Origin of the sequence: Bradyrhizobium paxllaeri, assembly GCF_001693515.2 — a bacterium.
GTDB lineage: Bacteria > Pseudomonadota > Alphaproteobacteria > Rhizobiales > Xanthobacteraceae > Bradyrhizobium > Bradyrhizobium paxllaeri.
Genome location: NZ_CP042968.1, coordinates 1193010 through 1205060, shown reverse-complemented (window position 1 = coordinate 1205060; position 12051 = coordinate 1193010). Strand labels below are relative to the sequence as shown.

Genomic DNA, 12051 nt, shown 5'->3' with positions numbered 1-12051 from the left:
AAAAAGACAAGAACATCCCGCGGGAGGGAAGGCATGAGCAAGGCTCTCGCCGTCTTCCACGGCCGGTTCGGTCGCGCGACGGTCTATCAGTTGAACCGCCCCTTCAACATGCATGCGCATCGCGAAGGGCACCTGATCTTTCATGTCGGTGGAACACCGGCGCGCATTGATGTGTGCGACGAGCGATGGCTTCTCGCGGAAGATTCCATTGTTGCCATCAACCCCTGGGAACCACACAATTTTGTCCCGACGGACATGGAGAACGGCGCGATCTTCTTCGTGCTCTACGTCAACGCCGAATGGTTCGCTCCCGATGCGGCGCGCGCTCACGGTTTGCGGTTCGGCCATACCTGTTTCAAGCGCACCGTCGCCCTCGACAGGCATATCCGGCGAACCGCGGCGCTGGTCTGCGGCGCACCCTCGCTAAGCAGTCTCGATAGCGAACTCAGGCAGTTGATCGACGGATGCTATGAGGAGAGCTGGCAGAGTTCCGAGCCGGTGCAGGAGACGCGCAGCGCCAGCGCCATCACCGACTTTCGCGTCCGCAAATCCATCAAGCTGATGTCCGAAAGCCCAGGTGCGGAGATCGAACTGGATTCGATCGCGCGGGCCTCCGGGCTGTCGCGCCCGCACTTCTACCGGCTGTTCCGTACCCAGACCGGCGTCACCCCGAACCTCTATCTCAATACACTGATCATGGAACAGGCGCTGGACGCGCTGGTCGCGACCGAGGTGCCGATTGCCGATATCGGCTTCGATCTCGGCTTCTCCTCCCAGAGCGGTTTCACCCGTTTCTTCGCCGCCAATGTCGGAATGGCGCCGACCGAATACCGCCGCGCCGCCAAAGTCTTGCGCCCCTGAGCGCAGAGCGCGCGAAAAGATACTCACAATCAAGTGCAAGCTCCGCGGCCCCATTAGAATGGTCCCAAAACGCGAGCCGAAACGGCCGCGCGTCTGGGAGGACGGCATGGTGACGGCCGCGCTGCTACCGTGACACGATTCATCGAACGCCATCCGGCATGGGCGCTGATCGTCTTGATCGCGGTCGCGGTGCTGTTGTGGCTGATCCTTGCCGTCTGGCCACCCGGCCTCGAAGAAGCGTTCGGCAGGAAGCGGGTCTTTCTCAACGCCGTCTTCAACGGCATCACGCTCGGCGGCCTCTACTTCCTGGTCGCGAGCGGATTCACGCTGATCTTCGGGCTGATGCGCAACGTCAATCTGGCGCATGGCTCGCTCTATCTGTTCGGTGGCTACATCGGTTACGCCATCAGCGCCTGGACCGGTTCCTGGATCCTCGGCTTCGTCATCGCGTTTCTCGGTGTCGCCCTGGTCGGCATCGTGCTGCAAATCGTGGTCTTCCGCCGCATGGAAGGACAGGATCTGCGCCAGACCATGGTGACGATCGGGCTCTCGATCGTGTTTGCGGACCTGATGCTGTGGGCATTCGGCGGCGACTTCTACCAGATCCAGACCCCGAGCTGGCTGGTCGGCCCGATTGAATTGCCGCTGGTCACCGCGGTCAGATCCTCCGGCGAAGCGGTGTATCTGCGTTACCCGATGGTGCGGCTCGTGATCTTCGTCGCGGCGGTGGTGATTGGCATCGCGATGTGGCTGGCACTCAACCGGACTCGCGTCGGCATGATGGTGCGCGCCGGCGTCGATGACCGTGACATGCTCGCGGCCACCGGCGTGCCGATCCAGCTCGTCTTCGTGGCCGTGTTCGCGCTCGGCGCAGGGCTTGCGGGAATCGCAGGTGTCGTGGGCGGAACCTTTCAATCGATCTCGCCCGGCGAAGACACCCGCTTTCTGCTGGCTTCGCTCGTCGTCGTGATCGTCGGTGGCATGGGATCGATTCCGGGTGCGGCGCTCGGCGCCGTCATCATCGGCCTCGCCGAGCAGCTTGGCTCGGTCTACATCCCGACCTACGCGATCGTGGTGACCTTCCTCATCATGGTGCTGGTGCTGGCGCTGCGGCCGCAGGGCCTGTTGGCGAGGCGATGACATGTCGTTGGTCCAGGGCACCCATCCTCAGACCAGTCAGCCGGCAAAGGCACGCGCGATACTGCTGGCGTGGCCGGAATTCAACAAGCCGGCGGTTTGGCTGGTCGCCGTGATCCTCCTGATCATGCCGTTCATCGCCAACGGCTTCTTCCTGATCGAGATCTTCGCCACCACGATGATCCTCGGGACCATCGCGCTCAGCCTGATGTTCCTCGCCGGTTATGGCGGCATGGTCAGCCTGATGCAGCTCACCGTCGCCGGCTTTGCCGCCTACATGGTCGCCGTGTTCGGCATGAGCGCCAACACCAATATCAGCCTCGGCTGGCCGTGGTGGCTGGCAACGCCGATGGCGCTGCTGCTCGCGACCGCGTTCGGCACGCTCGGCGGTGCACTTGCGGTGCGCACCGAGGGCATCTACACCATCATGATCACGCTCGCGATCGGCGCGGCTTTCTATTATTTCACCAACCAGAACTGGGCGATCTTCGGCGGCCATACCGGCATCAACACGGTCGCGACGCCGAAATTCTGGGGCGTCGACTGGCGTTCCGACATCCCCTTCTATTACGTTACGCTGGGCGTCGCTGCTTTCTGCTATTTCGCCGTTCAATATGTCTCGCGTGCCCCGTTCGGCCTGGCGCTGCAGGGCGTGCGCGACAATCCCCGCCGCATGGCGGCGCTCGGTTTCAATGTCAACGCACACCGCGTGGCCGCCTATGCCTTTGCCGCCTTCATCGCCGCGCTCGGCGGCGTGCTGCAGGTGTGGAACTACCGGCAGATCTCGCCCGGCTCGGTCAGCGTCGGCGCCTGCATCGACATCCTGATTATCGCCGTTGTCGGCGGCATCAGCCGTCCCGTCGGCCCCTACATCGGCGCCTTCATCTTCGTCATCCTTCGCACCTTCGCGCTCGATCTCTTGGTCAAGTTCGGGCTCGACGGCAACCGCTTCCGGCTGCTGATCGGCCTCGGCTTCCTCGCCATCGTGTTCTGGTCGTCGGATGGCGTGATCGGACTGTGGGAGCGCTGGCGCCGCCGCGCTGCAGCCACTGACGCGCGTCCAAGCGGAGGGAAGCCGCATGGATAATGCCGCGCCACGCTTTTCATCGGTTGCTGCCGGCGCTGCGCTGGAACTGCGCGGCGTGACCCGGCTGTTCGGGGCGCTCGCGGCGCTCACCGACGTCACCATCACGGTTCGCCCGGGCGAGCGCCGCGCCGTGCTCGGCTCCAACGGCGCCGGCAAGACTACGCTGTTCAATTGCGTGACCGGCGATTTTCCGCCGTCATCCGGCACCATCCGGTTCTTCGGTGAGGACATCACCCACTTCCCGCCGTATGAGCGGATCAGGCGGGGCCTGCGCCGCACCTACCAGATCTCGGCGCTGTTCCCCGGCCTCTCGGTGCGGGACAATGTCTATTTAGCCTGCCGCGGCGTTTCCCGCGGACGGTTTTCGGTGCTGCGTCCGGGCACGAACGACGCACTGATGCATGCGACCGAAGCCCTGATCCAGGCCGTGCATCTGACATCAGTCAGGGAGCAGCGGGTCGCGGAACTCGCGCATGGCCAGCAGCGGCAGCTCGAAATCGCGCTCGCGCTCGCCGGCGCCCCGCGCTTCATCCTGTTCGACGAGCCGGCCGCAGGGCTCTCGCCCACCGAGCGGCGCGAACTGATCGAGATCCTGACGTCGCTGCCCGCCCATATCGGCTACATCATCATCGAGCACGACATGGACGTCGCACTGCGCGTCGTCGAAAGCGTCACGATGATGCACAACGGCCGTGTCTTCAAAGAGGGATTGCCGCACGAGATCGAAGCCGACCCCGAGGTGCAGGAACTCTATCTGGGGGCCGGCCATGAATGATGTCCGCCGCGCCGCGCCCGCCCTCGAAGTCCGCGGCCTCGACGTCTATTACGGCCATTCGCATGCGCTGCAGGGCGTCGATCTAACGCTGGATTCCGGCGTGTTCTCGGTGGTCGGCCGTAACGGCATGGGCAAGACCACGCTGTGCAAGACCATCATGGGCCTGCTGCGGGCGAGCGGCGGTTCGGTCCGGGTCCGCGGCGAGGACATCACCCGCCTCAGCCCGGCGCGGATCGCGCAAGCAGGCGTCGGATATGTACCGCAAGGGCGGCGGCTGTGGCGCTCGCTCAGCGTCGACGAGCATCTGCAGCTTGCCGCCGGAATGCGGCGCGGCGCCTGGAGCATCGACCGCATCTACGAGACGTTTCCCCGCCTGGCCGAGCGCAAGGACCATGGCGGCGGCCAGCTCTCCGGCGGCGAACAGCAGATGCTGGCGATCTCGCGCGCTCTGCTGACCAACCCGCAACTTCTCATCATGGACGAGCCGACCGAAGGGCTTGCGCCTGTCATCGTCGCCCAGGTCGAGGACATGCTGGTGCGGCTCGGCGAGGACGGTGACATGTCGGTGCTCGTGATCGAGCAGAATATCGGCGTCGCCACCGCGATCTCGAAAAACGTCGCGATCATGGTCAACGGCCGCGTCAATCGCATCATCGACTCCGCGCGCCTGGCCGCCGACCGCGAGCTGCAACAGCGGCTGCTTGGCGTCGGTGTCCATGGCGCCGAGCCGGAACTGGATATCGCCGCCGCCGACGCACGCGCCGAAACGCGTCCCGCGCAGCCGCGCGCCCCAAGCGCAGCGCCGGTTCGGGTCTATATCTCCAATCCCACGCTGCCGACGCGCTGGTCACAGCCGATACCCATCGCCCGCATCGAGAACGCCGCGCGCACGCTCTCGAGCGGCGTGGCGCGCATCGAAGATGCCGCGCGGCAGAAGCGTCAGGCCGGCGCAGGCGTGCAAAGCGCATCCGGGCCGCCGGTCGTCCTCGTTGTCGGAACGCTCGATACCAAGGGCGAGGAGCTGCGCTTCATCCGCGACGTGATCGCCGGGCAGGGTTTGCGGACACGCCTGGTCGACGTCTCCACCAGCGGCAAGCTCTCCACCTGCGACGTCTCCGCGCAGGAAATCGCGCTGAATCATGGGCGCGGCGGATCGAGCGTGTTCGGCGCCGATCGCGGCACGTCGGTTTCCGCGATGGCGGACGCCTTCGCCAACTGGCTGCGCCGCCAGGGCAATATCGCCGGCATCATTTCGGCGGGCGGTTCCGGCGGTGCCTCGCTGGTCGCACCAGGCATGCGCGCCCTCCCCGTCGGCGTACCAAAGCTCATCATCTCATCGGTCGCATCGGGAGATGTCGGCCCCTATGTCGGACCGGCCGATATCACGATGATGTATTCGGTCACCGACGTGCAGGGCCTCAACTCGATCTCGCGCGCCGTGCTCGCCAATGGCGCCAACGCCATCGCCGGCATGGTGAAGGCGCGGCTCGACAATCAGGCCGCGAATGAGCGCAGGGCGCCGGCGGATCTGCCGGCGGTCGGCATCACCATGTTCGGCGTGACGACGCCGGCCGTGCAGAAGATCGCAGCCGATCTGCGCAACGATTTCGAATGCCTCGTCTTCCACGCCACCGGCGTCGGCGGTCGCTCGATGGAGAAGCTGGTCGATTCCGGAATGCTCGCAGGCGTCATCGACCTCACGACGACGGAGGTCTGCGACCTCCTGATGGGCGGCGTGTTCCCGGCAACGGAAGATCGCTTCGGCGCGATCATTCGCAGCCGCGTGCCCTTCATCGGCTCAGTGGGTGCGCTCGACATGGTCAATTTCGGCGCGCCCGATACGATTCCCGAACACTACCGCCAGCGCAAATTCCACGTTCACAATCCGCAGGTGACCTTGATGCGCACCACGCCGGAGGAGAACGACCGGATCGGGCGCTGGATCGGCGACAAGCTCAACCGGATGGACGGGTCGGTGCGCTTCTTCCTCCCCGAAGGCGGCGTCTCCGCACTCGACGCACCGGGACAGCCGTTCTGGGATCCGGAGGCCGATGCCGCACTGTTTACCGCGCTGGAACGCAGCGTGCGCCAGACCGGCAACCGCCAGCTCATCCGCATCAAGCGCCACATCAACGAGCCCGAATTTGCATCCGCCATCGTCAACGCGCTCCGCCCTCTGGTCGGACGCCCGGGGACACGTCGGAAAGTCGCGAGGTGACCATGGCGAAGTTCGAACGTTCAGCCATCCTGAAGAAATTCCGCAACATGGCCGCCAGGGGTGAGCCGATCGTCGGCGGCGGCGCTGGCACGGGGCTATCGGCCAAATGCGAGGAGGCCGGCGGCGTCGACCTGATCGTGATCTACAATTCCGGCCGCTACCGCATGGCGGGACGCGGTTCGCTTGCCGGCCTGATGCCCTACGGCGATGCCAATGCGATCGTGGTGGAGATGGCCGGCGAGGTGCTGCCGGTCGTCACCAGGACGCCGGTGCTGGCCGGCGTCAACGGCACCGATCCGTTCCGCGACATGGATACCTTCCTCGATCAGCTCAAGGCGCTGGGCTTTGCCGGCGTGCAGAACTTTCCGACCGTCGGGCTGATCGATGGCGTCTTCCGCGCCAATCTCGAAGAGACCGGCATGTCCTACGCACTGGAGATCGACATGATCGCCAAGGCGCGCGACAAGGACATGCTGACGACGCCTTACGTGTTCAGCGAAAGCCAGGCCGCGGCGATGGCGATCGCGGGCGCCGACATCATCGTCTGCCATCTCGGTCTAACCACCGGCGGCGCGATCGGGGCGCACACCGCGCCCAGGCTCGAAGACTGCCCGGAGCAGATCGACACCTGGGCTGCGGCGGCGCTCAGCGTCAATCCGGACATACTGGTGCTGGCTCATGGCGGGCCGATCGCCGAGCCAGATGATGCCGACTTCATCATGAAACACACGCGCAAGTGCCACGGCTTCTACGGCGCCTCCTCGATGGAGCGCCTGCCGGTGGAGCGCGCGCTCACGGAACAGGTTCGTAAATTCAAGGCGATCGGCGCGCGGTAACGCCGAGGGCAAAGGGAGGAGAAGATGTCGGGGACTCTGGTTGGCGAGTTGATCCTCTGGCTGATCGTCGCGATCGTCGTGATCGCCATCGTCGTCTATATCGTGAACTGGCTCTACCACCGTTCGTCGAAGGAAGTCTCCTTCGTCCGAACTGGTCTGCTCGGCGAACGCGTGGTGATCAACGGCGGCGCCTTCGTGCTGCCGTTCATTCACGACTACACGCCCGTCAACATGAACGTGCTGCCGATGGGAATCGTGCGGGCAAAACATGACGCGGTGATTACCCGCGACCGCATGCGCATCGACATCGAGGCCGATTTCTATGTGCGCGTGCAGCCGACCCGCGAGGCGGTCGCAATTGCCGCGGCGACGCTCGGGCGGCGCACGCTCGAACCGGAACAGTTGCACGCTCTTCTCTCCGGCAAGTTCGTCTCCGCCATCCGTTCCGTCGCCGCCGAAATGACCATGGAACAGATGCACGAGCAGCGCGGCGAATATGTCGCGCGCGTCAAGGCCGCCGCCGCCGAAGCACTGGCCCAGAACGGCCTTGAACTGGAGTCTGTCGCCATCACCGATCTCGACCAGACCGATCTGGAATATTTCAACCCGTCGAACCGATTCGACGCCGAGGGTCTGACCCGGCTGATGGAGGACATCGAGGCCAGGCGCAAGCTGCGCAATGACATCGAGCAGGATTCGATGATCAAGATCCGCTCCCGCAATCTCGAAGCCGAACGACAGGCGCTGGAAATCGAGCGCGAAAGCGAGACCGCCCGTCTCGAACAGGAGCGCGACATCGAGATGCGCCGGGCGCTGCAGCGCACGGAAGTGGCGCGCGAACGCGCGTTGCGCGAGACCGAGGCCGAACAGGCGCAGATTTCCGCCCGTGAAGCCATCGAGAAGGCGCGCATCGCCAATGAGCTCGCGATCGCCGAAGCCCGTATCGCCTCGGAACGGGAGACAAGGCACCGCGAGATCGAGCGGACGCGCGCAGTCGAGGAAAAAGAACTGCTCGCGCGCGAGGAGATCGAGAAAGCAAAAATCGCCAACCAGCGCGCGGTCGATACCGCCCGTATCGCCTCCGAGCGCGAGGTTCGGCAACGGGAGATCGAGCGCACACGGTCGGTCGAGGAAGCCGAGATCACGGCACGCGAAGCGGTTGAGAAGGCCCGCATCCAGCAGGATCGTTCCATCACGGATGCGCGGATCGCCAATGAGGAGGAAACCCGCAGGCGTGAGATCGAGCGCACCCGCGCGGTCGAGGAAGCCGAAATCGCGGCACGCGAGGCAACCGAGAAGGCTCGCATCGCCCAAACCACGATCGTCAATGTCGAGCGTATCGCCTCCGACGAGCGCACAAGGTCGCTGGAGATTGCGCAGGTACGCACCATCCAGGAAGCGGAGATCGAGGCGCAAAAGGCCGTGGAAGCCGCCCGGATCGCCCGCGAGCGGACGCTCGCCGCCGAACGCATCGCCGCCGAACACACCACGCGCAAGCTGGAGATCGAGCGCAACCAGGCGCTGGAAGTCGCCGGGATTACGGCGCGAGAAACAACCGAAGCCTCACGTATTGCCCAGGAAGAGCGCGTTCGCTCGCTCGAAATCGCGCGCAACCGCGCCGTCGAGGAAGCCGACATCGCCTCGCGCGAAGCCATCGAGGCCGCGCGCATTGCCCAGGAGAAGGTGATCGCCGCCCAGCGTATCCGGGCCGAGAAGGAGACGCGGGGGCTCGAAATCGAGCGCACCGAGTCCATCGAGACCGCCGAACTCAAGCGCCGCGACGCCATCGAGCGGCGGCGCGTCGAGGTCGAACTGGCGCTCGAAGCGGAGCGCATCGCCTCCTCGAAGACCCGCGAAGTGCTCAATATCGACCAGAAGAAGGCCGTCGAGATCGCCGACGAGGAGCGCGTGATCGCGCTGGCCGCCAAGCGCTCCGAACGGATCGACGCCGACCGCCAGGTCAAGCAGGCGGAGATCAACGCGCGCAAGGAAGTCGAAACCACCGATGTCACGCGCGAACAGGCGCTCGAAGCCGCCCGGCTGGCGCGGCGCCGCGCGATCGAGCAGCTCGAAGTCGCCCGCGTCCAGGCGCTGCAGGAAGCCGAGATTGCTTCCCGCGAGGAAGTCGAGCGCGCGCGAATCGCGTCCGACCGTGGGCTCGACGAAGCCCGCATCGGTCGCGAGCGTGATCTGCGAAAGTTAGAAGTTGGTCGAGAAAAGGACGTCGAGACGGCGCTGATGGAAAAGGCGATCGCCCTCTATCAGAAATCGCTGGAGGAATCCGCCGCCAAGGTCGCGGCCGAGGATGCCCGCGTGCGGGCGACGGAAGCGGCCGAGCGCGTCGTCACCGCCCGCGAAAGCGAGATCGCCAAGCGGCGCAAGACCGTGGAAGTGCTGCTCGCCGAGAAGCAGGCCGAGGAAACGCGGATCGCCGCCGAGGCCGAGCGCGTGCGCGCCGCAGTCGAGGCGGAGGCGCAGCGTCTCCTGAACGAAGCCGAGAACGTGCTCACCGACCAGGCGCGCTACTCGCTGTTCCGCCGCAAGCTGCTCGACCGTATCGAGGGCATCGTGCGCGAGAGCGTCAAGCCGATGGAGAAGATCGAGGGCATCCGGATTCTCAGTGTCGACGGCCTCAACGGCAATGGCATCGGCGGCGGTGGCGGCGGCCGCAGCGCCACCGACGAGGTGATCGACTCGGCGCTGCGCTACCGCGTGCAGGCGCCGCTGATCGACTCGATTCTCTCGGACATCGGCGTCGAGGGCGGCAGCCTTGCCAAAATGCCCGGCCTCATTCGCGAAGCCCGCGATATGCAGGGCATCAAGGATTCGACACGCAAGGGCAAATCGGACGCCGCGCCTTCCGGCGACGCGCCCGGCGAGCCCCCCGCCGAGCGCGGTCCGCGCAAGAAAGGGTGAGATTACGCCATGGCCCGCGTCTACGTCTCCACCGTCGTCAACGCCCGCAACGACCGCGTCTGGGCGCGGGTGCGCGACTTCAACGGCATGCCCAACTGGCATCCCGCCATCGCAGAGAGCCGGATCGAGGGTGGCGAGCCCGCCGACAAGATCGGCTGCGTGCGCGATTTTCGCCTGCGCAACGGCGATCGCATCCGCGAGAAGCTGCTGGGACTCTCCGACTACGACATGTTCTGCACCTACTCCATCCTCGAATCTCCCATGGGAGTGGAGAACTACGTCGCAACGCTGCGGCTGACCCCGGTGACCGACGGCGACCAGACTTTTCTGGAATGGACTGCCGAGTTCGACTGCGCGCCCGAGCGCGAGAACGAACTCGTCAACAACATCGGCGCTGGTGTGTTCCAGGGTGGATTCGACGCGCTCAAGCGCGCTTTCGGAGGCTAGCGTGCCGCATATCGTCAAAAGCACGATCCTCGACGCGCCGACCGGCGCGGTGTGGAACGTGCTGCGCGATTTCAACGGGCACGATCGCTGGCACCCCGCGGTGGCGACCAGCACGATCGAGCGCGCGCAGTCGTCCGACAAGATCGGTTGTGTCAGGCGCTTCAAGCTGCAGGATGGCTCGGAGCTGCGCGAGCAATTGCTGGCGCGGTCGGACCTCGAACAGACCTTCAGCTATTGCCTGCTCGATACGCCGATCCCGATGTTCAACTACGTAGCCCATGTCCGCCTGCTGCCGGTCACCGATGGCGACCGCACCTTCTGGCACTGGGAATCCAGGTTCACTACGCGGCCCGCGGATGCTGAGCGGCTGACACAGATGGTCGCGGAACAGATCTATCAAGCCGGCTTCGACGCCATTCGCCGGCACCTGAAGGAGGCCGCATGAAAGCGGAGGCCAAGCCATGCCCGTCACGGTGAAGACATTTTCGACCTTTGGCGAAGCGGCGTCGGCCTTATCGTCCGACCGCAGCGCGCGCTATCTCGGCGGCGGCACGCTGGTGATGCGCGCGCTCAATGAAGGCGACGTCTCGATTTCGACGGTAGTGCGCGCGACCGACACCGCGCTGTCGCGGATCGACGTTGCAAGCTCCCGCGTGACGATCGGCGCCGGCGTCACCTTCGCAAGAATTCTGGCCGAGCGCGATCTTGCCTTTCTGCACGCGTCGGCCCGTTCGATCGGCGGGCCGGCCGTGCGCAACATGGGCACCGTGGGCGGCAATCTGTTCGCACCCAATCCCTATGGCGATTTCACCGTCGCCCTGCTCGCCCTCGACGCGACCGTGTCGGTGCAGGGCGGATTGGGCGCCCGTGAAATGCCAATCGAAGAGTTCCTGCAATCGCGCGAGCGGCAAAGCGGCGCGCTGGTGCTGGCCGTCTCCTGTCAACGACCCGCGAGCGCCGACGCCTTCCGCTATCGCAAGATCGCCCGCATCAAGCCGAAGGGTGGCTCGGTGATCACACTCGCCGCGCATCTGCCGGTCAGCGGCGGCCGCGTCTCGGGCGCGCGCATCGCGCTCGGTTCGATGGCCGCGACGCAGATTCGCGCGAGGGCGGCCGAGCGGGCGCTGGAGGGACGTCCGCTCGACGATTCCGCGATCAGCGCGGCTGCCGCGGCGGCAGCGGAGGGCGTATCGCCGACCGACAACGCGCTCGGCAGCGCCTGGTATCGCCGCGAGATCGTGGGCGTCCATCTGCGCCGCCTCTTGTCCGGCCTGGAGTAAGCGTTCATGACCAAAACCCCGCTCCAGTTTCGTCACAATGGCCGCGACGTCGCCGTGTTCGTGGATGGCGGCGTCAACCTGCTCGTAGCCCTGCGCGAGTTGATCGGCGACATGACGCCGAAATTCGGCTGCGGCCAGGGCGGCTGCGGCGCCTGCAGCGTGCTGATCGACGGCGAGCTCCATCTCTCCTGCCTGACGCTGGCGGAGACGGTGAACGGCCGCACCGTCGAAACGCTCGACGGGCTGAAGGACGGCCCCAACCTGCATCCGCTGCAGCGCGCCTTCATGGAGCAATTCGCGGCCCAATGCGGCTATTGCACACCCGGCATGCTGATGGCGGCGAAGGCGCTGCTCGACCGCAACCCCTCGCCGACCCGCGCCGAAGTCATCGAGGCCATTTCGGGCAATATCTGCCGCTGCACCGGTTACGAGCCGATCATCAACGCCGTCCTCACCGCCGCCACGAGCGGTCGCGCACGCGCCTGAAGGGAACC

General features: G+C 65.6%; 11 protein-coding genes. All 11 read left to right on the top strand.

The window, feature by feature from the left end; genetic code table 11:
• The first annotated feature begins 33 nt into the window (after window positions 1-33).
• Window positions 34-861: an AraC family transcriptional regulator gene (locus tag LMTR21_RS05655; RefSeq protein WP_065755652.1), complete on the top strand. Its 828-nt coding sequence runs from the start codon at window positions 34-36 to the stop codon at window positions 859-861.
• A gap of 129 nt (window positions 862-990) precedes the next feature.
• On the top strand, window positions 991-2001 hold the full coding sequence (locus LMTR21_RS05650; protein ID WP_065755651.1) for a branched-chain amino acid ABC transporter permease: 1011 nt from the start codon (window positions 991-993) through the stop codon (window positions 1999-2001).
• A gap of 1 nt (window position 2002) precedes the next feature.
• Window positions 2003-3085, top strand: a complete 1083-nt coding sequence (locus LMTR21_RS05645) for a branched-chain amino acid ABC transporter permease (protein WP_065755650.1) — start codon at window positions 2003-2005, stop codon at window positions 3083-3085.
• Complete coding sequence (locus LMTR21_RS05640) at window positions 3078-3860, top strand: ABC transporter ATP-binding protein (protein WP_057856137.1); 783 nt, start codon at window positions 3078-3080, stop codon at window positions 3858-3860. The genes LMTR21_RS05645 and LMTR21_RS05640 overlap by 8 nt, the downstream gene beginning before the upstream one ends.
• Window positions 3853-6078 (top strand): ABC transporter permease, encoded by a 2226-nt coding sequence (locus tag LMTR21_RS05635; RefSeq protein ID WP_065755649.1) that lies wholly within the window; start codon window positions 3853-3855, stop codon window positions 6076-6078. The genes LMTR21_RS05640 and LMTR21_RS05635 overlap by 8 nt, the downstream gene beginning before the upstream one ends.
• A 2-nt stretch (window positions 6079-6080) precedes the next feature.
• Window positions 6081-6914 carry a phosphoenolpyruvate hydrolase family protein gene (locus tag LMTR21_RS05630; RefSeq protein ID WP_065755648.1) on the top strand — a complete coding sequence of 278 codons (834 nt, stop codon included), beginning with the start codon at window positions 6081-6083 and terminating at the stop codon, window positions 6912-6914.
• Window positions 6915-6938: 24 nt separating this feature from the next.
• Entirely contained in the window at window positions 6939-9830 is a 2892-nt protein-coding gene (locus LMTR21_RS05625) for a flotillin family protein (RefSeq protein WP_065755647.1), read from the top strand.
• A gap of 9 nt (window positions 9831-9839) precedes the next feature.
• Window positions 9840-10277, top strand: a complete 438-nt coding sequence (locus LMTR21_RS05620) for an SRPBCC family protein (protein WP_065755646.1) — start codon at window positions 9840-9842, stop codon at window positions 10275-10277.
• 1 nt (window position 10278) lies between these two features.
• The gene (locus LMTR21_RS05615) at window positions 10279-10722 is read left to right on the top strand and encodes an SRPBCC family protein (protein WP_065755645.1); all 444 of its coding nucleotides are present in this window, start codon (window positions 10279-10281) and stop codon (window positions 10720-10722) included.
• Window positions 10723-10738: 16 nt separating this feature from the next.
• The gene (locus LMTR21_RS05610; protein ID WP_065755644.1) at window positions 10739-11557 is read left to right on the top strand and encodes an FAD binding domain-containing protein; all 819 of its coding nucleotides are present in this window, start codon (window positions 10739-10741) and stop codon (window positions 11555-11557) included.
• Window positions 11558-11563: 6 nt separating this feature from the next.
• Window positions 11564-12043, top strand: coding sequence for a (2Fe-2S)-binding protein (locus tag LMTR21_RS05605; RefSeq protein WP_065755643.1), 480 nt, complete (start codon window positions 11564-11566; stop codon window positions 12041-12043).
• Window positions 12044-12051: the final 8 nt, after the last annotated feature.